The sequence below is a fragment of the Streptomyces sp. NPDC087428 genome, from assembly GCF_044744085.1.
Lineage (GTDB): Bacteria > Actinomycetota > Actinomycetes > Streptomycetales > Streptomycetaceae > Streptomyces.
This window is the reverse complement of record NZ_JBIUXR010000011.1, coordinates 306,865-330,237: the sequence shown is the minus strand read 5'-3', so window position 1 is coordinate 330,237 and position 23,373 is coordinate 306,865. Positions and strand designations below refer to the sequence as shown.

At 71.5% G+C, this 23,373-nt stretch carries 22 protein-coding genes; 9 read left to right on the top strand and 13 right to left on the bottom strand.

Annotated features, from left to right (window positions below; genetic code table 11):
• Position 1 precedes the first annotated feature (1 nt).
• The 6 genes from ACIO3R_RS25130 to ACIO3R_RS25105 form a co-directional block, all read right to left on the bottom strand.
• Positions 2-787 (bottom strand): ABC transporter ATP-binding protein, encoded by a 786-nt coding sequence (locus tag ACIO3R_RS25130; protein WP_402108845.1) that lies wholly within the window; start codon positions 785-787, stop codon positions 2-4.
• Entirely contained in the window at positions 784-1,725 is a 942-nt protein-coding gene (locus ACIO3R_RS25125; RefSeq protein ID WP_402108885.1) for a FecCD family ABC transporter permease, read from the bottom strand. Before ACIO3R_RS25125 ends, ACIO3R_RS25130 begins: the two co-directional genes overlap by 4 nt.
• 50 nt (positions 1,726-1,775) lie before the next feature.
• Positions 1,776-2,801 carry a FecCD family ABC transporter permease gene (locus ACIO3R_RS25120; RefSeq protein ID WP_385026982.1) on the bottom strand — a complete coding sequence of 342 codons (1,026 nt, stop codon included), beginning with the start codon at positions 2,799-2,801 and terminating at the stop codon, positions 1,776-1,778.
• Positions 2,798-3,796: an ABC transporter substrate-binding protein gene (locus tag ACIO3R_RS25115; protein ID WP_385026979.1), complete on the bottom strand. Its 999-nt coding sequence runs from the start codon at positions 3,794-3,796 to the stop codon at positions 2,798-2,800. Before ACIO3R_RS25115 ends, ACIO3R_RS25120 begins: the two co-directional genes overlap by 4 nt.
• A gap of 100 nt (positions 3,797-3,896) precedes the next feature.
• The gene (locus ACIO3R_RS25110; protein WP_385026976.1) at positions 3,897-4,748 is read right to left on the bottom strand and encodes a siderophore-interacting protein; all 852 of its coding nucleotides are present in this window, start codon (positions 4,746-4,748) and stop codon (positions 3,897-3,899) included.
• The gene (locus ACIO3R_RS25105; protein ID WP_402108841.1) at positions 4,745-4,984 is read right to left on the bottom strand and encodes a phosphopantetheine-binding protein; all 240 of its coding nucleotides are present in this window, start codon (positions 4,982-4,984) and stop codon (positions 4,745-4,747) included. The genes ACIO3R_RS25110 and ACIO3R_RS25105 overlap by 4 nt, the downstream gene beginning before the upstream one ends.
• Before the next feature lie 332 nt (positions 4,985-5,316).
• On the opposite strand from ACIO3R_RS25105, the gene ACIO3R_RS25100 reads away from it, so the two are divergent.
• The 4 genes from ACIO3R_RS25100 to ACIO3R_RS25085 are packed head-to-tail and all read left to right on the top strand — an operon-like array spanning position 5,317 to position 9,725.
• A complete protein-coding gene (locus tag ACIO3R_RS25100) occupies positions 5,317-6,147 on the top strand; it encodes a 2,3-dihydro-2,3-dihydroxybenzoate dehydrogenase (RefSeq protein WP_402108838.1) in 831 nt (276 codons plus the stop codon).
• Positions 6,148-6,204: 57 nt separating this feature from the next.
• Positions 6,205-7,410, top strand: a complete 1,206-nt coding sequence (dhbC, locus tag ACIO3R_RS25095; RefSeq protein WP_402108836.1) for an isochorismate synthase DhbC — start codon at positions 6,205-6,207, stop codon at positions 7,408-7,410.
• The gene (locus ACIO3R_RS25090) at positions 7,407-9,032 is read left to right on the top strand and encodes a (2,3-dihydroxybenzoyl)adenylate synthase (RefSeq protein ID WP_402108834.1); all 1,626 of its coding nucleotides are present in this window, start codon (positions 7,407-7,409) and stop codon (positions 9,030-9,032) included. The genes dhbC and ACIO3R_RS25090 overlap by 4 nt, the downstream gene beginning before the upstream one ends.
• A gap of 60 nt (positions 9,033-9,092) precedes the next feature.
• Entirely contained in the window at positions 9,093-9,725 is a 633-nt protein-coding gene (locus tag ACIO3R_RS25085) for an isochorismatase family protein (RefSeq protein ID WP_402108832.1), read from the top strand.
• Positions 9,726-9,755: 30 nt separating this feature from the next.
• On the opposite strand, the gene ACIO3R_RS25080 is transcribed toward ACIO3R_RS25085, so the two are convergent.
• Complete coding sequence (locus tag ACIO3R_RS25080; RefSeq protein ID WP_402108829.1) at positions 9,756-10,667, bottom strand: NADP-dependent oxidoreductase; 912 nt, start codon at positions 10,665-10,667, stop codon at positions 9,756-9,758.
• A gap of 267 nt (positions 10,668-10,934) precedes the next feature.
• Between ACIO3R_RS25080 and ACIO3R_RS25075 the strand changes: the two genes are divergently transcribed.
• The 5 genes from ACIO3R_RS25075 to ACIO3R_RS25055 all read left to right on the top strand — a co-directional run bounded on the left by ACIO3R_RS25075 (position 10,935) and on the right by ACIO3R_RS25055 (position 16,025).
• A complete protein-coding gene (locus ACIO3R_RS25075) occupies positions 10,935-12,191 on the top strand; it encodes an ATP-grasp domain-containing protein (RefSeq protein WP_402108827.1) in 1,257 nt (418 codons plus the stop codon).
• Complete coding sequence (locus tag ACIO3R_RS25070) at positions 12,188-13,039, top strand: Rossmann-like domain-containing protein (RefSeq protein WP_402108825.1); 852 nt, start codon at positions 12,188-12,190, stop codon at positions 13,037-13,039. Before ACIO3R_RS25075 ends, ACIO3R_RS25070 begins: the two co-directional genes overlap by 4 nt.
• Entirely contained in the window at positions 13,036-14,124 is a 1,089-nt protein-coding gene (locus ACIO3R_RS25065; RefSeq protein ID WP_385026950.1) for a PLP-dependent cysteine synthase family protein, read from the top strand. The genes ACIO3R_RS25070 and ACIO3R_RS25065 overlap by 4 nt, the downstream gene beginning before the upstream one ends.
• The gene (locus tag ACIO3R_RS25060) at positions 14,121-15,179 is read left to right on the top strand and encodes a dipeptide epimerase (protein WP_402108821.1); all 1,059 of its coding nucleotides are present in this window, start codon (positions 14,121-14,123) and stop codon (positions 15,177-15,179) included. Before ACIO3R_RS25065 ends, ACIO3R_RS25060 begins: the two co-directional genes overlap by 4 nt.
• 390 nt (positions 15,180-15,569) lie before the next feature.
• Positions 15,570-16,025 carry a hypothetical protein gene (locus ACIO3R_RS25055; protein ID WP_385026944.1) on the top strand — a complete coding sequence of 152 codons (456 nt, stop codon included), beginning with the start codon at positions 15,570-15,572 and terminating at the stop codon, positions 16,023-16,025.
• Positions 16,026-16,336: 311 nt separating this feature from the next.
• Here the strand turns inward: ACIO3R_RS25055 and ACIO3R_RS25050 are convergent, their stop codons facing one another.
• The 6 genes from ACIO3R_RS25050 to ACIO3R_RS25025 all read right to left on the bottom strand — a co-directional run bounded on the left by ACIO3R_RS25050 (position 16,337) and on the right by ACIO3R_RS25025 (position 23,161).
• A complete protein-coding gene (locus ACIO3R_RS25050) occupies positions 16,337-17,497 on the bottom strand; it encodes an oxygenase MpaB family protein (protein ID WP_402108819.1) in 1,161 nt (386 codons plus the stop codon).
• A 94-nt stretch (positions 17,498-17,591) separates the two neighbouring features.
• Positions 17,592-18,647, bottom strand: a complete 1,056-nt coding sequence (locus ACIO3R_RS25045; protein ID WP_402108817.1) for a polyprenyl synthetase family protein — start codon at positions 18,645-18,647, stop codon at positions 17,592-17,594.
• The gene (locus tag ACIO3R_RS25040; RefSeq protein ID WP_385026935.1) at positions 18,644-18,916 is read right to left on the bottom strand and encodes a polyprenyl synthetase; all 273 of its coding nucleotides are present in this window, start codon (positions 18,914-18,916) and stop codon (positions 18,644-18,646) included. The genes ACIO3R_RS25045 and ACIO3R_RS25040 overlap by 4 nt, the downstream gene beginning before the upstream one ends.
• A 237-nt stretch (positions 18,917-19,153) precedes the next feature.
• Complete coding sequence (locus tag ACIO3R_RS25035; protein ID WP_402108814.1) at positions 19,154-21,409, bottom strand: protein kinase; 2,256 nt, start codon at positions 21,407-21,409, stop codon at positions 19,154-19,156.
• Between the two features lie 212 nt (positions 21,410-21,621).
• The gene (locus tag ACIO3R_RS25030; protein ID WP_402108813.1) at positions 21,622-22,203 is read right to left on the bottom strand and encodes a dihydrofolate reductase family protein; all 582 of its coding nucleotides are present in this window, start codon (positions 22,201-22,203) and stop codon (positions 21,622-21,624) included.
• Between the two features lie 100 nt (positions 22,204-22,303).
• Positions 22,304-23,161 (bottom strand): helix-turn-helix domain-containing protein, encoded by an 858-nt coding sequence (locus ACIO3R_RS25025; RefSeq protein ID WP_402108810.1) that lies wholly within the window; start codon positions 23,159-23,161, stop codon positions 22,304-22,306.
• Positions 23,162-23,373 lie beyond the last annotated feature (212 nt).

Here is a 23,373-nt window from a genome sequence, read left to right as displayed (position 1 = left end):
CTTACTCTCCTTGAAGTGTGGGTACGACCATCGGCGTGCCGGTCACGGGGTCGGGGATGATGACGCTCGGCAGGTCGAACACGTCCTTGATCAGCGCGGCGTCCACGATGTCCCCGGGGTCGCCCTCCGCGACCACCCGGCCGTCCTTCATCGCGACCAGGTGGTCGGCGAACCGGCAGGCCTGGTTGATGTCGTGCAGGACGGCGACCACCGTGCGGCCCTCGTTGCGCAGCCGGGCGAGCAGGGCGAGCAGTTGGTACTGGTGGGTGATGTCGAGGAACGAGGTCGGCTCGTCGAGCAGCAGCCAGGACGTCTGCTGGGCGAGCACCATGGCCATCCAGACCCGTTGCCGCTGTCCGCCGGACAGCTCCTGCACCGGCCGGTCGGCCAGGTCCGCGACGCCGGCGGCGGCCATCGCCACGGTGACGGCCTCCTCGTCGTCCGCGGACCACAGGGCCAGCATCGACTGGTGCGGGAACCGTCCCCGGCCCACGAGCCGGCGGACCGTGATGTCGTCGGGTGCCAGCGGGTCCTGCGGCAGGAAGCCGAGCTGTCTGGCCAGGGCCTTGGTCGCGTAGCCGCCGATGTCGCGGCCGTCGAGTTCCACCTGGCCGGAGTCCGGGCGCAGCAGCCGGACCAGTGCGCTCAACAGGGTTGATTTTCCACAGGCGTTGGGTCCCACGATGGCGGTGAACGCGCCGTCGGGGATGTCGAGGCTCAGCCGTGTGGACACGACGCGGTCTCCGTAGCGCAGGGTGATCTCCCGCGCCGTCAGGCGTGCGGTCACGCGCGCCTCACCTCCTTGGTCAGCAGCCAGATCAGATAGCAGCCGCCGATCGCGGTGCTCACCACGCCGACGGGCAGCGCGACGGGCGCCAGCAGCATCTGGGCGATCAGGTCGGCGCCCTGGAGGAGCACCGCCCCGGTGAGCGCGGCCGGGAGCAGCGGTACTCCGGCGGCGCCCGCGAGCCTGCGGCCGATCTGCGGGGCGGCCAGGGCGATGAACGCGATGGGCCCGGCCACCGCGGTCACGGTGGCGGTACAGCCGACGCCGACCAGCACCATCAGCAGGCGCAGCCGGCCGAGCCCGACCCCGGTGGTGACCGCGATCGCGTCGCCGAGCGAGGCCTGGTGCATGGCGTGCGACCGTGCGGTCATCAGGGCCAGCAGCACGGCGATCAGCGTGAACGGAATTCCCAGGTCGGACCAGCCGACGCCGTTGAGCGAGCCCGCGCTCCAGCCGACGGCGGCGATCGCCACCTCCAGCTCGGCGCGCAGGACGATCCAGGAGTTGATCGCGGTCACCATCGCGTTGAACGCGATTCCGATGACCACCAACCGCAGTCCGGAGAAGCCGCTCCGAATCGAAAGCAGGTAGATGGCGGCCGCGACGAGCAGCCCGCCGAGCACCGAGCCGGTGGCCAGTTGGGCGGAGGTGCCCGACAGTACGGTCATGGCGACCAGGGCGCCGGTGTAGGCGCCCGCGTCGAGGCCGATGACGTCCGGGCTGCCCATCGGGTTGCGGGTGAGGTTCTGGAAGATCGCCCCCGCCACACCGAGTGCGGCGCCGAAGACCAGCCCGGCCAGTACCCGGGGCAGCCGCCAGTCCCGGATGACCACGGAGTGGTCCGCCCCGGTCAGCACGGCGAACACCTTGCCCGGGGAGGACCATGACGCCCCGTAGCACAGTCCGAGCAGGCCCAGGGCGAGCATCAGGGTCACCATCGCGGCGACGAGCACCACCGTGCGGCGTTCGGCCCTCGGTCCGAGCGCGTTCACAGCGATCCCGCCCCGTGTCGGCGGACGGCCCAGATCAGCATGGGGCCGCCGAGGAAGGCGGTCACGATGGCCACCGGCACCTCGCCGGTGGGCAGCAGTACCCGCGAGGCGATGTCGGCGACCAGCAGCAGGACCGGGCCCAGCACCATCGTGTAGAGAATCAGCCATGGCACCGAGCCGGCCGCCGGCCTGCGGGCCAGGTGCGGCACGATCAGCCCGACGAACAGGATCGGGCCGGCCACCGCTGTCGCCGCCCCGCTGAGCACGGTGATCAGCACCAGGGCCGCGGCCCGTACCCGGCCCACGCCGGCGCCCAGCGTGTGCGCCACGTTCTCGCCGAGCATCAGGGCGTTGAGGGCCCGGCTCAGCAGCAGCGCGCCGAACAGGGACACTCCGATCGCAGCCAACGGCAGCGCCAGGGGCGCCTGTTCGCGTCCGGCCAGTGACCCGACCGACCAGAACCGGTAGCTGTCGAAGATGTCCGGGAGCATCAGCCGCATGCCCAGCGCGACACCGCCCAGTACCGCGGTCAGGGCCACGCCGGTGAGCACCAGGCGCAGCGGTGAGCGCTGCCCGACCGCGGCGACGAGCAGCGCCGCGAGGACGGAGCCGGTGATCGCGAAGCCGAGTTCGCCGGTCTGGCCGGTGGCCAGGCCGAGCGCCGAGCCGACGGTGACGGCGAACCCGGCGCCCGCGGTGACCCCGAGGATGCCGGGCTCGGCCAACGGGTTGCGGGCCAGTGTCTGGATCAGTGCGCCGGCCACCGCGAGCGCGGCGCCGACCGCGACGGCCAGCAGTGCGCGCGGCGCCCGGATGTCCCGCACGATCACGTGGTCGTCGTCGGCGCCCCGGAAGTCGAACAGTGCCCGCACGACTTCGCCGGGCGGAACGTGGCGGGCCCCGATGCCCATACTGAGTACGGCGACCAGGGCCAGCAGCACCAGTCCGCCGGCGAGCAGGCCGATCCGTGGCACGGCCCGCCCGGATCTCGCCGCCCCGGACGCGCGGCCCGCGACGGTCACCGGTTCAGCAGCGGAGCGAGCGACGTGTCGATCGCGTCCAGGGTCTTCACGGCCTCCCCGTAGGTCGCGGCCTCTGTGTAGCGGAACGGGAAGACCTTCCCGGCCTTGACGGCGGGCAGGTTCTTCCAGAGCTTCGAGTCCAGGACGTACCTGACGGGCTTGGGGACGCTGCCGTCGGCGTTGACCGAGTAGGTGATGGCGTCGGCCTCACGGAAGGCGGCCGGGAGTTCCTCGATGGACGGGTACTCGCTGACCGACTGCGAGCCGGGGCCGGACTTCTTTACCTTGCCGTAGTACTTCGCGCCGATGTCGACGGCGATGTTGGTGCCCCACGAACCGTCGAACTCGCGCTGGAAGGTGCCCTTGGCGGCGTCACCGTACGCGCCGACGTGGCCCAGTTTGAGCTGGGGCAGCACGTCCTTGTACTTCTTGGTGAGCGCGGCGGCCTTTTCCTCGTACGCGTTCTTCGCGACGTCGAACTGCTTGAGCGCGCCCGCGGCGTCGGACTGCTTGCGGGACAGTTCGCGCCAGGCGGACGGCACGGTCGGGCCGATCGCCACGACCGGGGCGATGGACTCCAGGCGCTTGATGTCGATGTCGCCCAGCACCGGGGCGGGGACCCCGATGATGATCAGATCGGGCTCGGCCTCGGCGACGGCCTCGTAGTTGGTCTCTGCCGCCTGCTCGCCCGCCACCTTGGGGAGCTTCTTGTACGTGGCCAGGTCGTCCTTGGTCATCATCGGCTCGCCGCGCTGCCACGACGAGATTCCGACCAGCGGTGCGTCGGCCTCGATCATGGCGGGCACGGCGTAGCCGGTGGCGACGACCCGCTTCGGGTCGGCCGGGATGGTGATCTTGCCGTTGTCCGCGGCGAACACCCGGGTCCCGGCCTCCCCCGACGCGTCCGACCCGCCCTCGGAGGACGACCCGCACGCGGCCAGGAGGAGGGTCAGCGACACCGCGCCGACGAGGACGGACGATCTGCGTATGGACATGCGAAACTCCTTGTTACTTAGGTAAGGCTTACCTTATTTGATGATCTTTCGGCAGGGCAACCAGCGGCCGGCGTCACGCCTGCCCCCTCCGGCCGGTCAGTCAGTGCTCGTCCTCGTCGAAGTCGGCGACGCCGCACTTCCAGTAGCCGGTGATGTCGTGGTCCGCCTTCTCCAGCCGCAGTTCGTCGCGGACCCAGCGGCGCAGCGGTTTGATCTGGCCCGCTTCCCCCGCGACCCACACGTACACCCGTTCGCCATCGGGTACGGTCACCGCGGTCACGGCCCGCGCCAGCGCGTCACCGGCCCCCGCCGGCAGGTCGCCGCGGTGCAGCCAGCGCACCTCGAAGCCCTCGGGCGCCGACAGCTCGATCTCCTGTGCGGCATCGGCGACTTCGATGAACGCCCAGCCCTTCGCACCCCTCGGGAACTCCTCCAGCCGGCGCGCGATCGCGGGCAGCGCCGTGATGTCACCGGCGAGCAGATACCGGTCGTAGGAGTCCGGGACGATCAGCCCGCCGGGCGGCCCCGCGACATGCATGACGTCGCCCGGCCGGGCCGCGTGCGCCCAGTCCGAGGCGAGGCCGCCGTCGTGCGGGGCGATGTCGATGTCGATCTCGCCCGCGACCCGGTCGTAGCGCCGCACGGTGTACTCGCGCGAGACGAGCGCCGGGCGCGGCCAGCGCAGCATCGCCCCGTTCGGCTCTGGCAGCCGCAGTGTCCCGTCGGGATCCGGGAAGATCAGCTTCACGTGCTCGTCCGGTGAGTGGGCCTCGAACCCCTCGGTGCCCGCCCCGCCCAGGGTCACCCGCAGCAGGCCGGTGCCGACCATGGCGGTGCGTACGACCTCGGTCGCCCGGATACCGATCGGGTAGCCGACCTTCTCGGCGTGCGACCCCGTCCGGACCTCCGCGATCCGGTCCAGGTGCCGGTGTCGGTGATCGGCCCCGCTCATGCGGCACGACCCGTCAGCAGCGTTGTCCAGTGGGCCAGTTCGGGCTGTTCGGCAAGGTCGGGGAACTCCAGCGTGGCCGCTCCGGCGGCCCGCCAGCGCTCGACCAGGACCATGATCCGCATGGAGTCCAGGCCGAGGTCGACCAGGTTCTCCCCGGGCGCGATCTCGGCGGGGTCGCAGTCGAGCATCTCCGCGACATCGGTGCGGACCCGTTCGGGCGACATGGTCTGGTTCATCGGACGGCTCCTGCGGGACGGGCGCCGACAGCGCGGTGAGCGCGTCGGCGGCGATGGTTACGACGCGACGGGCGGCGCACGCGCGCACCCGGTCATGGCGTTCACGGGGGAATTCAGCGACCCCGTCGACCTTAAGGTCAGGCAAGGCTAACCTAACCCACAAGCGCCGAACGCGTGAACGCGACTTCGACCCCACACGCCCCCTCGAACCCGCACCCCCATAAGTGACTGTCCGTCACATCGCCACGCGCACAGACGCGTCGACCCCACTCGCATCGATCGACCACTTAAGTTAGGTTACCCTTACCTAAGCAACCCGCAGGAGGCTGCTCATGCATGAGCACATACCGGGCAGAAGTGGTGAGTTCGACGGCCGTACCGCCCTGGTGACCGGTGCCGCACAAGGCATCGGAGCGGCCGTCGCCGAACTGCTCGCCGACCTGGGCGCCCGGGTGGCCGTCACCGACCGTGCACAGGACGGCGTGGACGCCCTGGCCGCCCAGTGGAATCAAGGGCAGACGAAGAGCCCGGGGAGCGAACGCTCGGCGGGCCGACTGGAGCCGTACGTCATGGACGTCACCCAACGGCTCTCGGTACAGCGCACCGTGGCGCGGGTCGAGCGCGAACTCGGCCCCGTGGACGTACTCGTGAACGTCGCGGGCGTCCTGCGCACCGGCCCCGCCGCCGAACTCTCCGCCGAGGAATGGTCGGAGACCTTCTCCGTGAACACGGACGGCGTGTTCCATGTCTCGCAGACCGTCGCACCCCTGATGGCCGGCCGGGGCAACGGCTGCGTCATCACCGTCGGTTCCAACGCCGCCGGGATCCCCCGCACCGGCATGGCCGCCTACGCGGCGTCGAAGGCGGCGGCCGTCATGTTCACCAAATGTCTGGGCCTCGAACTCGCCCGCAGCGGCGTCCGCTGCAATGTCGTCGCACCCGGGTCCACCGACACGGCGATGCAACGCGCCCTGTGGACCGACTCCGGCGCCGAACAGCGTGTCATCGACGGGGACCCGGCGACCTACCGGACCGGCATACCGCTGGGCCGGATCGCCGCCCCCGAGGACATCGCGGACGCCGTCGCGTTCCTCGCCTCCGACCGCGCCCGCCACATCACCATGCAGGAGCTGTACGTCGACGGCGGCGCGACCCTGCGCTGAACCGCGCCCAGCCCTTCCGTACACCCCCACTGACGGAACACCGAGAATGGAGTCCCTGTGCCGACGGCATCCAAGGTCGCCACGCACGTACCCCCGGCCCCTCCGGCCCACCCGGCCGTAGGCGCGGCCACCTCGCTGCTGGACGGCTACAGACCCGGCGACCGCTTCCTCGCCACTCCGGGCCGCACCCTGCTGGCCCACGGTGCGGCACGCCCCGTACCGCACGACGCGCGGCCCCTGGACGAGCGGGTGACCGCCACCCTGGCCGAGGCCCGCACGGCCGGGCAGGAATCGCCCGTGGTCATCGGCGCCATCCCGTTCGACCACAAGGCACCGGCCGCCCTGAGCGTGCCGGCGGCGCTGCGCATCGCGCCACCGCTCGCCACCGATCCACTGATCGCGCTGCCCGTCCGCGTGTCCGGCACCGCGGACTGGCGGATACGCCCGGTGCCCGGACCCGAGGTCTACGGAGCGGGCGTCGCCTCCGCGGTGGAGCGCATGTGGCGCGGGGAGTTCAGCAAGGTGGTGCTCGCCCGCACCCTCGAACTCACCTCCTCCGCACCGCTGGACCTGCCCGCGATGCTCCAGCGCCTGGCCCGCCGCGACCCCGTCGGCCACACCTTCGCGCTGCCGACCGGTGCCGGCCGCACCCTCATCGGCGCCAGCCCCGAACTGCTGGTCTCCCGGCAGGGACAGCGGGTGGTCGCCAATCCGCTCGCCGGGTCCACCCCGCGCAGCAGCGACCTCGCCGAGGACGTCCGCCGTGCCGCCACTCTGCTGGAGTCCGTGAAGGACCTGCACGAGCACGCCGTCGTGGTGGACGCCGTCCACCAGGCCCTGGCCCCGCACTGCTCCGAGCTGACCGTCCCCGCCCGGCCGACGCTGATCCGCACCGCCACCATGTGGCACCTGTCCACCACGGTGACCGGCACCCTCGCCTCCCCCGGCATCTCGGCCCTGGCCCTCGCCTGCGCCCTGCATCCGACCCCCGCCGTGTGCGGCACCCCCACCACGACGGCACGTCAGGTCATCGCGGAGACCGAGCCGTTCGACCGCGGCTTCTTCACCGGAGTGGTGGGCTGGGGCGACGACCGGGGCGACGGCGAATGGGTCGTCACGATCCGCTGCGCCGAGGCCGAGGAGCGCACACTGCGCCTCTACGCGGGCGCCGGCATCGTGGCGGCGTCAGAGCCCGAGGCGGAGACCGCCGAGACGGCGGCCAAGTTCCGTACCTTCCTCAGCGCCGTGGGGGCCGAGCTGTGAGCCCGGACGACGCACCCACCTGGCCGTCCGATTTCGCCGAACGGTACCGGCGTGCGGGCTGGTGGCGCGGAGAGACGTTCGGCTCCGTGCTCCGCGAGCGCGCAGAGGCACATCCGGACCGGATCGCCGTGGTCGATCCGGTCGCGGGAACGCGGTGGAGCTACGCGGAGCTGGACCGGCGCGCCGACCGGCTCGCCGCGGGCCTCCTCGCCCGGAACATCACCAAGGGCGACCGGGTGGTGGTGCAACTGCCCAATATCGCGCAGTTCTTCGAGGTCGTCTTCGCCCTGTTCCGGATCGGCGCACTGCCCGTCTTCGCGCTGCCTGCCCACCGCGAGACGGAGATCTCGTACTTCTGCGAGTTCACCGAGGCGGTCGCGTACGTCATCGCGGCGGAGCACGACGGCTTCGACTACCGCGAGCTGGCGGCGAAGGCCCGCGCCGGTGCGGGCTCACTGCGGCACGTGTTCGTCGCGACCGGGCACCCGGGCGAGTTCGAGGCACTCCACGACGTGGCGCGGGATCCGGTCGGCCACGACACCCCGCGCCCCGACGATCTCGCCTTCCTCCAGCTCTCCGGCGGCAGCACCGGCGTACCGAAGCTGATCCCCCGCACCCACGACGACTACATCTACTCGCTGCGCGGCTCCAACGAGATCTGCGGGGTCGACGACGGGAGCGTCTACCTCTGCGCCCTGCCCGCGGCCCACAACTTCCCGCTCTCCTCGCCCGGTTCGCTCGGCACGCTCTACGCCGGCGGGCGCGTGGTGCTGTGCCCGCAGCCCTCCCCGGAGACCGCCTTCCCGCTGATCGAGCGGGAGGGGGTCACCCTCACCGGGCTTGTCCCGCCGCTGGCCCTGCTGTGGACCCGGGCGACCACCACCACCGCGCACGACCTCAGCAGCCTGGACGTCCTGCTGGTGGGTGGCGCCAAGTTCAGCGAGGAGGCGGCGCGGCGAGTCCGGCCGGCGCTCGGCTGCACCCTGCAGCAGGTCTTCGGGATGGCCGAGGGGCTGGTCAACTACACCCGGCTGGACGACCCCGTCGAGACGATCGTCACCACCCAGGGACGGCCCATCTCGCCGGACGACGAGATCCTGGTCGTCGACGACGAGGACCGCGAGGTCGCGCCGGGCGGGACGGGCCACCTGCTGACGCGGGGGCCCTACACGATCCGCGGCTACTGGCGGGCCCCGGAGCACAACGCCCGCTCGTTCACCGAGGACGGCTTCTACCGCACGGGCGACATCGTCCGCGTCACCGGGAGCGGGCACATCGTCGTCGAGGGGCGCGCCAAGGACCAGATCAACCGGGGCGGCGAGAAGATCGCCGCGGAGGAGGTGGAGAACCACATCCTCGCCCACCCCTCCGTGCACGACGCCAACGTGGTGGCCGAGCCCGACCCGTATCTGGGCGAACGCGTCTGCGCCTACGTGATCCCGCACCCGGGCGCGGCCCCGCTGAAGCCGGTGGACATCAAACGGTTCGTACGGGAACGGGGTCTGGCCGCGTACAAGGTGCCGGACCGGGTCGAGTTCGTGGAGACCTTCCCGCAGACCGGCGTCGGGAAGATCTCCAAGAAGGACCTGCGCACCGCCGCGGCCCGCGGCACGACCGCCTGAACCCTCCCTGGCCCGCCGCCGCACCGGCCCTCCCCCAACCCTGAACGGAACTCCAGCACCATGGCCCTGCCCGCCGTTGCCCCGTACCCCATGCCGATCGCCGGCGAACTGCCCGCCAACCGGGTCGAGTGGACCGTCGACCCCGCGCGTGCGGTGCTCCTCGTCCACGATCTGCAGAACTACTTCCTCTCGGCCTACGACCGCCGGTCCTCACCGATCCCCGAACTGCTGTCGAACGTGGCCCAGTTGAAGAAGGAGGCGGCTCGAATCGGCGTACCGGTGCTCTATACCGCGCAGCCCGGCGGCCAGAGTCCGGACGAGCGCGGCCTGCAGCAGGACTTCTGGGGGCCGGGCCTGCCGGACGACCCGCACGCCGCCGCCATCGCGGATGACGTCGCGCCCACCGGGTCCGACACGGTGCTCACCAAGTGGAAGTACAGCGGCTTCGTGCGCACCGATCTCCTGGAGCGGCTGCGCGAACAGGGCCGGGACCAGATCGTCATCACCGGTGTCTACGCCCACATCGGCGTCCTCATGACGGCGTGCGACGCGTGGATGCAGGACATCCAGGCCTTCGTGGTGGCCGACGCGGTGGCCGACTTCTCCGCCGGGGACCATGCGATGGCACTGCGCTGGGCAGCCGGCAAGTGCGCCGTCGTCACCAGCACCCGGGCCGTCTTCGAAGGGAGCTGACCTCGGCGGCCCCGGGGCCGCTCGTGCGGATCAGGCCGGAGCGCCGACCACCAGCACGAGCTTCCCGCGCACCCGGCCGTCCTCGCCGGCCCGGTGCGCCTCCGCGACCTCGGTGAGCGGGAAGGTCCGCGCGACCGGGAGCGAGAAGCGCCCGGACTCGATCAACTCGCCGATTCCGCCGAGCGCGTGGACCGCGCGGCCGGCGTCCCCGCTGCTGAACCGCACCCCGTGCTCACGCGCGCCGGCGAAGTCCGCGATCGTCACGACGTGCCCGGGGCCGCCGGCGAGCCCGATGAGCTCGGGCAGGACACCGCTCCCGGCGACGTCGAGCGCGAGGTCGACGCCGCCGGGCGCGAGGGCGCGGACCCGCTCGACAAGTCCCTCGCCGTACGCGACGGGCTCGGCGCCCAGCGAACGCAGGTACGCGTGGTTCGCCGCACTGGCGGTGCCGATCACGCGCGCACCGCGCACCACGGCGAGCTGTACGGCTGCGCTGCCGACGCTTCCGGAGGCGCCGCTGATGAGCAGCGTGCCGCCGCTCCCGACGCCGAGCTGGTCGAGCGCGCGCGTGGCCGTCTCGACCGCGGCCGGCAGCGCGGCGGCGCCGGGGAAGTCGAGCGACGGCGGGACCGGCGCGTAGGTGGACAGCACCGCCAGTTCGGCCTGGGCCACCCCGTCGGCGGAGAAGCCGAACACGCGATCGCCGACGGCCACGTCGGTGACGCCCTCACCGAGCTCGTCGACGCGGCCCGCCGCCTCGTACCCCATGGTCTGCGGGAGTTCCTGGTCCATCAGGCCCTGGCGCTTCTTCCAGTCGCTCGGGTTGACGCCTGCCGCGCACACCGCGATCCGGACCTGGCCGGGGCCCGGACGCGGATCGGGGAGATCGACGACCTCAAGGACCTCAGGGCCTCCGAACCGGCTGAAACGTACTGCCTTCATCGTGCTCCGATCCCGCCCCGGGTGTCGCGGCTTCCTCGGCCGGATCCGGCGGCCGGGACTGCCCTGCCGGAGTCCGTACATCTCCGCGAGGACCACCGTCAACGTACCCGATCATGCTCTGCGCGCAGTGGACCGAAGGCGGCACGGAAGTGGTAAATGAAAATGATTATCGATACCGTATGTGGTGCACGGTGTCCGGCACTTCCCTCCGGGGGTGCTCCGGGCTACCGCTCTGCCGTCTGAACCAAGTGCGTGAAAAGGGGAGTTGTGGCTCATCTGCTGATGGTCGAGAGCTGGGTCGGGTCAATGAGCAGGCTGCTGCCACGGGCGATCCGGGAGGGCGGGCACACGTTCACCTTCCTCACCCGGGACCTGCGCCACTACCTCCGCTCGGCGCCCGAGGGGGCGGCGCACCCGCTGCTCGGCGCCCGCCATGTCATCACCGCGGACACGAACGGCCTGGACACCCTGCTTCCCCTGATCGAGCGGCTGCACGAGGTGCTCCGCTTCGACGGCGTACTCACGTCCTGCGACTACTACCTGCCGGCAGCGGCCCGGATCGCCGGGCGTCTGGGCCTGCCGGGCCCGGCGCCGGACGCGGTCGCGAACGCCTGCCGCAAGGACGCCACCCGCCGGGTCCTCGCCGCCGCCGGAGTTCCAGGGCCGCGCTTCGCCGTGCACGAGGAGTGGGCCGCCCTCGCGCGGGCCGCGCGGGGGATCGGCTACCCGCTGGTCGTCAAGCCCGTCGACCTGTGCGCGGGGATGTTCGTGCGCCGCGTGGACGACGAGGCGCAACTGGCGGCCGCCGTGGGGGCGCTGACCGCGTTCCCGGTCAACGCCCGCGGGCAGCGGCGGGATCCCGCCGTCCTGCTGGAGGAGCTGCTGGACGGCCCCGAGGTGAGCGTCGAGACGGTGTCGCACCGAGGCGCGGTCCAGGTGGTGGGGGTGACCGACAAGAGCATCGGCGGCTCGCCCGCGTTCGTCGAGACCGGGCACATGTTCCCGGCCGCCCTGGTGGCCGCGGACACCGAGGCCGCCGAGCAGACCGCGCTCGCCGCGGTCACGGCCCTCGGCCTCATCGACGGCGTCGTGGCGCACACCGAGGTCAAGCTGACCTCCGCCGGTCCGCGGGTCGTCGAGGTGAACCCCCGGCCCGCCGGGAACCGCATCACCGAGCTGGTCCGCCACGTGACCGGCATCGACCTGACCGCGTGCTTCGTGGAGGTGTCCCTCGGCCGTGAGCCCGATGTGCGGGGCGGCCGCACCGGGCTGCGCAGCGCGGCCATCGGCTTCCTCGTGCCGGAGACCTCGGGCACGCTCACCTCGCTGGACGGTGGCGGGCTCCGGGCCGCGCCGGGTGTCCTGGAGGTACGGCTCGCGGAGCCGGGCGCGCAAGTGACGGCGGCGGGCAGCAACAACGACTACCTCGGACACATCATGACGGGCGACACCGAGGGACTTGGCGCCCGCGACCGTGCCGAGGCGCTCCTCGACGAGCTGCGCTCCGCGATGGTGATCCGATGACCGCGGCGACCCGCACGGCGGCGTCCGTGACGTACGCGTCGTACGACGAGCTCGTGGCGCACGCCCGCGCCGGCGGGCTGGGGCCGGATCCGGCCTCTGAGCGCGTCTCCGTCGCCTTCACCACGCGGCAGGCCGTACGGCACGCGGGCCGGGGCACCGGATACCGCAATGAGGTCCTCAGCCTGCGGCTGGCCGGGGCCGTCGGATCGTGCGCGGTCGAGCCCGGGGCACTGCCCGACGGTGCGGTCGAGGACTGCGTGGGCGCGGACGTGGCCCGGCTGCTGGACCATCCCCTGCTCCCGGTGCGTGTGGCCGCGCTGGACGCCTATCTGATGCACGTCACCCCGCACACTCCGCAGAACGGGGCGCGGCCCGCACCGCTGCCCGCCGGCACGTCGCTGGAGAAGTCCCGGCGCCGGGCGAACGCCGTCGTCGAGCTGCTCGATCTGCCGCCGGGGGCGACCGTGCTGGTGGTCGGTGTCGTCAACTCCCTCCTGGAGCAGCTGCGTTCGCGCGGACTGCGCTATGTGCCGTGCGACCTGAAGGGCGGACTGACCGAGTGGGGCGATGCGGTCGTCACCGACGCGCTCGCCGCGGCCGGCCGCTGTGACGCCCTGCTCGTGTCCGGAATGACGCTGGGCAACGGGGCCTTCGAGCCACTGCGGCAGCACGCTTCTGCGCACGGGAAGCAGTTGGTGATGTTCGCCCAGACCGGCAGCGCCGTCCTGCCCCGGTTCCTGGGCCGCGGAGTGAGCGCGGTGTGCGCCGAGCCGTATCCCTTCTTCTGGCTCGACGGCGGCCCCGGCACCGTGCACCGCTACGGTCCGCTTCCGCAGGACGGCCGATGACCACGACAGCGGTACGCCCCACGGCCCGCCCGGAACTGCTCACCCTGCTCGGCCGCACCCCGCTGGTCCGCGTCACCACCGATCTGCCCGGCCCGCACCCCGGCTTCTGGGCCAAGCTCGAAGGCCTCGCGGCGGGCGGCATGAAGGCGCGGGCCGCCGTGTCGATGCTGCTGGGCGCCCACGAACGCGGCGAACTGCCGCCCGGCGCACCGGTGGTGGAGTCCACCTCAGGGACGCTCGGCATCGGACTCGCCTTCGCGGGGCAGGCCCTCGGCCACCCCGTCACCCTGGTCGGTGACAGCGAACTGGAGCCTTCGATGCGGCAGTTGCTACGGGCTCACGGGGTACGGCTGGAGATCGTGGACCGTCCGGCGCCCCGGGGCGGCTGGCAGGCCGCGCGGCTGGACCGGGTACGGGAACTGCTCGCCGTCCTGCCCGGAGCGTACTGGCCCGACCAGTACAACAACCCCGACAGCAAGGCCGGTTACGCCTCGCTGGCCACCGAACTCATCGCCCGCCTCGACCACCTGGACGTCCTGGTGTGCAGCGTCGGCACCGGCGGCCACAGCGCCGGCATCATCGGTCCGCTGCGCCGGCACTGGCCCGCACTGCGGCTGATCGGGGTCGACGCGACCGGTTCCACCATCTTCGGCCAGCCCGCCCGGCCGAGGCTGATGCGCGGACTGGGCAGCAGCATCCACCCGCGCAACGTCGCCTACGACGCCTTCGACGAGGTCCACTGGGTCGGCCCCGCCGAGGCCGTGGACAGCTGCCGCCGGCTGGCCCGCGGCAGTTTCGTCAGCGGCGGCTGGAGCACCGGGGCCGCCGCACGCGTCGCCGCGTGGGCCGCCCGCGTCCACCCCGGCGCCGCTGTCGCCACCGTCTTCCCGGACGGCCCGCACCGCTACCTCGGCACGGTCTACGACGACGGCTTCACCACGGCCCACGGCCTCGACCCCGCCACGGCGGCCACCCGCCCCGTCCAGATCCCGCACGCCCGAGCGGCCGAGGCGACGGGCTGGACGCGCTGCACCCGCGTCTCCGACCCGCTGAAGGCCGCACCCCGCCCGGAAAGGAAGCCGTGAAGACCGGCCTGCGCACCGTGCGGCTCGAACTCACCGAGCCGCTGCGCATCTCCCGCTCCACCATGTCCGCCCGCGACGCCCTGTGGCTGGCCGTCGAACACGACGGCGCCGTCGGCCACGGCGAGGCTGTCACCAGCGTCTTCTACCGGCTCGACACCGCGACGCTGGGGCGCCTGCTCACCGCCGTCGGCAGGGACCTCGTCCGCTTCCCCGATCCCGAGAGCGCCCTGGAGGCGCTGTGGGCGGGTGAGCTGGCCGGCGCCGGCACTCCCCCGGCCGTGACCGCCGCCGTCGAGGCCGCGCTGCTCGATCTCGCCGGAAAACGGGCGGACAGCCCCGTCCACCGTCTGCTCGGTGCCGGGGGTTCTCCGATCGCCGCCACCGCCCGCACCATCGGCATCACCTCCCTCATGGACGCGGCGGCTCAGGCCCGCCGTCTCGCGGTGTGCGGCTTCGAGGTCATCAAGGTCAAGGCGGGCAGCACCGACCCGGAGGACGATGTGGAGCGGGTGCGCGTCATCCGCGACATCGCTCCCCGGGCCCGCATCCTGCTGGACCCCAACGGCGCCTGGACGACGGCTCAGGCGGAGGCCCTGCTGCCCCGGTTCGCCGGCCTCGGTGTCGAGGCAGTGGAACAGCCCCTCGCGCCCGGCGACCCCGAGGCACTGGGCGCGCTGGCGGAACGCTCGCCGCTGCCGGTCATCGCCGACGAGGACGCCGTCGGCCTGGAGGACGTACGCCGGCTGGCCGGACGCGTCCAGGGCGTCAACGTGAAGCTCGCCAAGTGCGGCGGGGTGCGTGCCGCCCTGCGCATCGCGGCGGCGGTCGACGGCAGCGGAACGGAACTGATGCTGGGCTGCCTCACCGCCAGCACCCTCGGCCTCGCGCCGGCCGTGCACCTGGCCGGCCGGGCCCGCTGGACCGACCTCGACGGACATCTGCTGCTCGCCCGCGACCCGTGGACCGGTATCGGCGGCGAGAACGGCATCGTACGCACAAGTGGCCTGCCAGGACTGGGCGTTCAGGAGGTCGTGGCGCATGAGGACGTGGCGTGAGATACGCGGCTTCCCGCTCGCGGTCCAGCTCCTGCTGGTCAACCAACCCGGCGTCAGCACCGGCTTCTACTCCCGTGAAGTGTATGAACCGGAGTCCGGCCCCGTGCGCTGCGTTTCTTGTCTTTGGCGTCGCGGACAGACACATTTGGAAAGTTTGCGTGTCGACACCGAATTCGTAGCCTTCAGGCCGCACGCCGGTCACGTACCACCCGGTTGACGGAGCGTCACAATCACGAGAAACCGGCGAATAGCCCCCGCACGGACGGTGAACAAATCAGACAATGGCGGCAACCGCGAACGATCGGGCAGGGTCCGCAAATACGCTTGTCAAAACGTTGACACGTAAATGACCGACTGATATCTTCGCGTTGATAATTTAGGGGAGGAAGCATGAAAAGAAAGATTGCCGCCATTCTGGCGTCGATAGCAGTAATTCTCGGAATCGGCGTTCTCGGTGCGCCCGCGGCCAGTGCCGCCGGATACGGGTGCTCCGGCAACCAGATCGATTCCTATCCGGTCAAGACCAGCAGTGGGTCGCAATATGCAACCATCTACCTGTACTACGACTCAGGAACGGGGAAGAACTGCGCCGTAACCGTCGCCAACTCTGCTGGAGGCAACGGAAGTTCAAAGGAAATGGGAGTATTCCTTTACGTGTGCGCCCAGACGAGTCCGGGCAGTACATGCACCACCCAATCGTTTAAGCAGGATGTCGGCAATTACTTGAATTACGCAGGGCCGGTTTCGGTCTCAGCTGCCGGCAGGTGTATCCAGGCCAACGGCGCGGATACCTGGAATGGCGCGACTGCCTATGGCAGCTCAGGGGGAGCCTCCCACTGCGGCTGATTCACATCGGATGCCGGGGGCTTCGCACAGCGCCTACTTTGAAGCCCCTCCACCTGCCCGCAGCTTGATGTTTAACCTCGCAGGTCTCTAGACCTGCTGATATCTCCCGGATCCGGGAGAAACGCGACGCGGCCGTTCTCCACGCTTCGAGATGCCGATGAACGAAGCACGAGAGAACGGCCGCTGCCGCCTATGAGATTCCCGTCGACGTCCACAGGTGAGGCGTTCCGCCTGTTGTCCCGCTTCCGGGTCGAGTTACACGACCGCTTCCCCTGGCCCGAAGGTATCGCCGAGCGCGAGCGCGTCGGTCATCAACCGACCGTGGCGGGCGGCGGGGTCCACCGGCGGGTGCGGGGCACCGTGCCGGAGACTCCGTAGTCCTTCTTGAGCTGTTCCGGGATGGCGTAGTGCATGACGCGTCCGCGGGTGAGGGAGGACAGTTCGAGGACGGAGGTGAGGTGGCCGAGGCGGTCCAGCGCCCAGGCGCCGAGCGGGGAGCGGTCCTCGATGGTCTCCAGCAGGCCGAGGAGGTGCGGGAGCGTCTTGACGACGGTGCTCCACGGCGTGCGGGGCACCGCGAGCCAGTCGGCGCAGGTGTCTCCGACGAGGTAGCGGATGAGAGCGGAGACGATCGGATCGAGCAGGGTCCCGGGCACCACCTCCTCGTAGAGGTCGATGAGCTGCCCGGTCAGGACCGCGCCCTCCTCGGAAGGCCCCATGTGCCGGACCATGTACAGGTCGAGGAACTGGCGGGCCTCGTCCAGGGTCTCGGGGACGGCGTCCTGGTCGATGCCGAGCATGGCACCGACGACGCGCCAGGCGTAGTAGTACGCTTCCGCGCCCTCCACCGACATGTGGATGCCCAGGCGGTGCAGGCTGTCCAGCACGAGCAGCGAGAAGAACATCTGCCCGCCGATCATGTCCTCCTGACAGATCGGCGTTCCGAGTGCCTCGGTGTCCCACCGGTCCTCGCGTGTGAGGTGGTGGCGGATGGAGGCGTGCAGGAGGCGGACCTTCTGGGCTGCCGGGATGAAGCGGCTGCCGGCCTCGAAGGCGTCGGGCTGCATCAGGTAGACGGTGAACTGCCCGGTCTCCGCCATCCGTTTGGAGGGGTACTTCAGCCCGTGACTGGCCGACAGCAGCTTCGCCACATGCGGGACGACGTAGCAGGCGGGCATGGAGGCGAAGGACAGTGCGGTGGAGATGTGCACGTTGTTGTCGATGAAGAACAGCCGGGCCTTCTCCATCTCCTCCCAGTCCACCCAGGCCGGTGGGACACGGGTGGCCTCGAGGTACTCGCGTGCGACGTCGGGCAGCCCGTCCGGCAGCGGGGCACCGGCGGTGGAGACGTAGCGCATCAGGGTGTTGAACGTGCCCACCTCACCGCGTTCGAAGAGTGCGGCGACGGTGGCGTCGGCGAGTTCGTCACCGCCCCGGCGCAGGGCGTCCATCGATGCCTCGGTACAGGTCATGGCGGGGTTCCTTGCTTTCCACGGAATCGTCCACGGCCGGCGGGAGCGCCGGCGGCGGAGGGAGCCACGGGTGTGCGCCACCCAGGTAGGAGCGTCAGGACAGGCGGAGCGCCGCCGACTGCGTCAGTGCGGTCAGGGCAGCGGCGGCGGGCGGCGGCACGTTCAACTCGTCGAGGGCGCCGAGCGCTTCCTCGACCCGTGCGTTGATCATGCCCTCGATGCGGGCGGGCGCCCCGAGCCTGCGCATCACCGCGCGGACCGCCTCCACCTCCTGCGCGCCCGGGTTGCGCCGGCCGACGAGGTCACGCAGCCGTTCCCGCTCGTCGTCGTCGGCGAGGCGCCAGGTCTCTGCCAGCAAGGCCGTGGGCCGGTGTCCGCGCACATCGTCGGCGTTGGCCTTTCCGGTCAGTTCCGGGTCGCCGAACAGGCCGAGCAGGTCGTCCCGCAGCTGGAATGCTTCGCCCAGCGGCAGCCCGTACGCGCGGTAGCCCTCGCTCAGGCGCGTCCCGGCCCCTGCCAGAGCCCCGCCGATGAGCAGGGGCTGCTCGACGGTGTACTTGGCTGTCTTGTAGCGGATGACCTTCAGCGACGCCGCGGTGTCCGGACCGGCTCCGGTGCGCAGGATCTCCAGGCACTCGCCCGCGATCAGCTCGCGGGCCATCACCGACCACAACGGGCGGGCTCGGGCCAGATACGCGGCGGGCAGCCCGCTCTCGGTGAAGAGCTGCCCGGCCAGCGCCATCAGCAGGTCTCCCACCAGCATCGCCAGCGACCTGGCGGCAGCGTCGGCGCGCGGGCGTCGGCGTACGGCACCGCGCAGGGCGATGTGCGCGGTGGGCCGCCCGTGCCGCAACGGGCTGTCGTCGATGAGGTCGTCGTGGACGACCGCTGCGGCATGGACGAGTTCCAGGGAGGCCGCCGCCCGCACCAGTGCGTCGTTGTCCGGCTGCCCCACCGCGCGCCAGCCCCAGTAGCAGAACGCCGCCCGCAGCCGTTTGCCGTCCGCGACCACCGCTTCGAGTTGCTCGGCCACCGGGGCCAGAAGCGGGTCAATCTCCGCGAAGCGGTCCGCCTCCTGGGCGACGAAGCGGTGCAGTGTCCCGTCGACGCGGGTCTTGAACGCGGCCTGCTCCCACCGGTCGGACGTCACCGGCCTGCCTGCCGGTCCAGGGCGCGCCGGGCCAGGGTCTCCAGGTGGGCCGGCGGGACGGCCGCGTACCGGTCGAGCACCAGACGCCCGCGTGCCGTGAGGTCGCGCTCGGCCTCCGCGACCAGCTCCGCGGCGTCCGAGCGACGCAGCAGTCCCCGCACCGTCCCCAGGGCAGAGCCCAGCGTGCTCACGGCCAGATCGGCCAGCCCTGCCATCAGCAGTACCGCCTGGCCGTCCGGGCCCCTGCGCTGTTCCGCTTCCCGCGTCATGCCGTGTCCCCCGCCCGGTGTACATCCAGACGGCGCCGGTCGCACGCCGTCCATCCGAGCATCGCGCCATACCCGGCCCGAAAGCGGAAAAACTCACGATCGAGTGATCACATCGTTCGACCGTACGGATCACGTGCCCCTGCCGGGCACCGGCCAGGGCCGACGCTCCGCCCCGCCACCGCCGGCCGTGCGCCAAGTGTCAGTCGGGGGGCGGGCGGTGGGCGGGTGCCGTCTGGGTCAGCCCGACTTCGGCGGCTTCTGCGTGTCGAAGGCGAAGAGGGTGTTGTTGTCCGCGGCCACGATGACCGCACGCCCCGCGACGGTCACGCGCGGGCTGGCGCCCTGCTCGCCCGTCAGGCCATCGGCCTGCGGGTCCGTCGTCCACAGGGTTTTGCCGTCACGCGGCGACAGCGCGACCACCCGGCCGGTGGCCGAGCTGAAATACAGCGCACCGGCTCCCTCGACGGGACCCGACGCACCCTCCACGCCCATCTGCCGCGACCACTGCTTCCTGCCGGTCGCGGGGTCGAGCGCCGTGACGAGACCGGTCTGGCTGCTCACGTAGACGGTGCCGTCCGCCATGCCGGGCGTCCCCGTGTACGTCTTGGCCAGTCGGGAGTACGTGACCTTCCGCGCGGCCGGGTCGACCCGCGCCACCCCGTCGTAGCCGGTCGACGCCGTGCCCTCCATGTGCTCATGGAGGAGGACGAGCCTGCCGTCGGCGACGCCTGTCGGCACGGCGGGGCCGTCGACCGCGAGGGGCCTGCCCAGCTTCCCCGAGACGCGGTCGAGCGTGTACAGGGTGGAGTGGCGCACCTCTGAGCCGTCCACCTCCGCGTGCGTCGCGCACATCGCGAGGAGCTGTGGGCCCAACGGAACGGGGGCGCACAGCGTGCCCCCGGGGAACGGCGTCGTCCAGGTGAGGTCGCCGCTGTGCGCGTCACGGGCCTCGAAGCGGGAGTCGGAGGCGTCGACCGTCACAACGGTGGAGCCGAGCACGACGGCGTCCTGACTCCGCCCCGTGACGGCTGTCGACTGGGCGCCGGACGGCACGGACCACAGCTCACGGCCGTTGTTCGCGTCGATGGCCACCACCTCGCTGGGAGGGCCCTGCGGGGCGTCCTGGGCGGCGAAGCGGTATCCGAGCACCGTGTCGTCGGTGGCGCCCACCAGGTGCGAGCCCTGGACGGGGACGCCCGGACTCTTCGCCGTCCACACCCGAGAGCCGTCCGTGGCCCTGATCCGGGTCGCGACTACACCGCCGCCCCCGCAGAAAATCGCGTCGCCGCGCGCGACGCAGCGCAGTTCGTCGGGGATGTCCGCGCGACCGCCCGGCACGGTCTTGCGCCACGGCCGGAAGCCGGCCGGAAGCGTGGCGCCCGGCGCCGCGACACTGCTGCCCTTGTCGGCGCTGACGGTCCCGCCGCCGTTCCCGCCGAGGCCGCCGGCCTGGAGCACGGCGACGCCCCCGCCGATCGCCGCCACCGCGACGGCGGCCGCGAGCACGGGACGCCATCGGCGACGCAGACGGCGGCCGACGGGGGTGCCGGTGCTCCCCGTACCGGGACCGTCCGGGGAGGTGGCCGGGGCGTTCGGCGCCGGGGTGGCGCGCGTCGAGAGGTGATGCTGGGTGATCATGTCGCGGGTGCGGCCGGTGCCGGCCCCGTTCGCTTCGGTCCCACCGAGGTCGGCCGGCAGGTCCCGCAGCAGGACGAGGAGTTCGTCCGCCGAGGGGCGCCCCTCGGGCTCCTTGTCCAGGCACGATTCGACGACAGCCCGCAGAGCCACCGGCACGGCGCCCAGCGACGGTTCCTCGTGCACCACCTGATACGCCGTCATGTACGGGCTGTCCGCGTCGAAGGGCCCGTGGCCGGTCGCCGAGTACACCAGCAGCGTCCCCAGCGAGAAGACATCGGACCGCGGCCCCACACCACGCGGCGCCTGCAACTGCTCCGGCGACATGAAGGGCGGCGTACCGATGACCCGCCCCGTCATCGTCAGCGTCTGCTGGTCCACGGCACGCGAAATACCGAAGTCGATGACGCGTGGGCCCTCGGGCGAGAGCACGACGTTCGAGGGCTTCAGGTCACGGTGGACGACCCCCACCCGGTGGATGTCGCGCAGCGCCTCGGCCAGCCCGATGGCGAGCCGCCTCAGCTCCGCTCCGTTCAGCGGGCCCTTCATGGCGATGCGCTGGGCGAGCGTGTGCCCCTCGATATAGGTCGTCGCCATCCACGGCTGCTCGGCCTCGGGGGCGGCGTCGACCACGGCGGCGGTGAACGCGCCGCTCACCCGCCGCGCGGCCGCCACCTCCTGCCGGAAGCGAATGCGGAACTCGTCGTCCCCCGCGTACTGCTGGTGGATCAGCTTGATCGCGACAGGCCGCCCCGAACTCGTACGGGCCAGAAAGACCGTGCCCATGCCACCCGAGCCGAGCCGAGCCTCAAGCGGATAACCGCCGATCTCGACCGGATCACCTCCGCGCAGCGACACTCTTCCCGACCTCCTGTCCCCCGTGCGCCTCTGCCGCCACGGGCCTGCGTGCCTGTCCTGGACACAAACTAGCCGCAGGGCAGTGCGGGAGAGCAAAGCGGGTGACGAACAAGGAGCCCGGGGCTGCTCCCGTGCAGTACGTGGTGCGGCTCCGCCGGAGGACCGCGACGGGCTGCACCAGGCTGTGAAGCCCCCGCGGTGGGGACCGTCGGCTACCGCTGAAGCGGGGACGGGCGCGCCACGCGGTGGCGCAGGTAGACGACTCCTGAGCCGATGGTGCGGGTCTCGACGAGTTCGAGGTCCACCCGGCGCTCGTGCTGGGGGAAGAAGGGAATACCGCCGCCCACCAGTACCGGGTAGACCCTGGCCCGGTACTCGTCGATCAGACCCAGCGCGGCTGCCTCGGCGGCGAGAGCCGCGCCGCCGATCGCGATGTCGCCCACGTCCGGCTCGGCTCGCAACCGCTCGATCTCCTCCGCCAGGCTGCCGGAGGCCAGTCGGGCATTGCCCTGCACCGTCGACAGCGTGGTGGAGAACACCACCTTGGGGAGCGGGTTCCAGATCGCGGCCCACTCACGCATCGAGTCGTCGAGCGACGGGTCCTGGTCCGCGGTCTCCCAGTACAGCATCGTCTCGTACAGCCGTCGTCCCAGCAGGTGGACGCCGATCTCCCGGATCTCGTCTGTGACGAAGCGGAAGATCTCCTCGTCGGGCGCCGTCCATTGGAAGTCGCCGTCCGGCCCGACGATGTAGCCGTCGAGGGAGACGCCCATCGAGTAAGTCACGCTGCGCATCGGAAGTCCTCCTCGGGAGCGGGTTTCGACACTACGACCCGCCGGTCGTCGGCCGCCGCAGGACTCATCACATGGCCGGGCGTGGCACTCATCCGGCGGGTCACGCGGTGGTCCGGTGCTGGTCGGCGGCCCAGGAGGCGAGGATGCGCAGGCCGTCGTGGGTGGGGGAGCCGACTTCGGCGGTCCATACGACGAGCTGCTGGTCGGGGTCGGTGCTGGCGGTCAGGGTGTCCCAGTCGAGGGTGAGTTCGCCGGCGACCGGGTGGCTGAGGACCTTCGTCCCCACGCTGAGAGCGGCGACGTGGTGCGCGGCCCACCATTGGCGGAAGTCCTCGTCCTGAACGCACAACTCGCCGACCAGAGCGGTCAGACGGGGGTCGTCGGGATACTTCGCCGCCTCCATGCGCAATTGCGCGACCGCGGTACGGGCAACGCCTTTCCAGTCCGCGTACAGGGTGCGCATCGCCGGGTCGGTGAAAAGAATGCGCACGTAATTGCGGTGCTTTTCCGGGACGGCGGCGAAATCGGTGACGAGGGCCGCTGCGAGCGGATTCCAGGCGATGACGTCCATCCGGCGCCCCATCACGACGGCGGGCGTGGAGGTGAGGTCGTCCAGGACCCTGCGCAGCTGCGGCTGGACCTTCTGCCGGGCCCTGCGGCGCGGCTTCGCGGTCTCTTTCCCGGCCAGGCCGAACAGGTAGCGTCGCTGGTCGTCGTCCAGATGCAGGGCCTGGGCCACGGACTCCAGCACCGGCGCGGAGGGGGGCAGCCGCCCCTGCTCCAGGCGTGTGTAGTAGTCCGTGGAGATCGACGCGAGGTGGGCGACCTCTTCCCGGCGCAGCCCGGCGACCCGGCGCGGGCTCGCGCTGCTGGGCAGCCCCACGGCACGGGGGCTCAGCTCGGCTCGGCGGGCCTTGAGGAACTCACCCAGCTCGTTCAGGTGCGGTGTCGGACTCATACCCCCAGTGTGGCAGCGGAAGCGCCGGCGGTGAGGGGGAAGGATTCTTCCCAGGATGTTCTTTCCCAGGAACAGATTCTCCTCTGCACGGTCGCGCGCACAAGTGCGAACCTGGAATGACGCCGGGCAGGGAATCGGGAGGAAAGAGCATCGTGCGCATCGTGCCGGAAACGGAACCCGCAGTGCCGCGGAACGCCATCGGCGACGCCTCC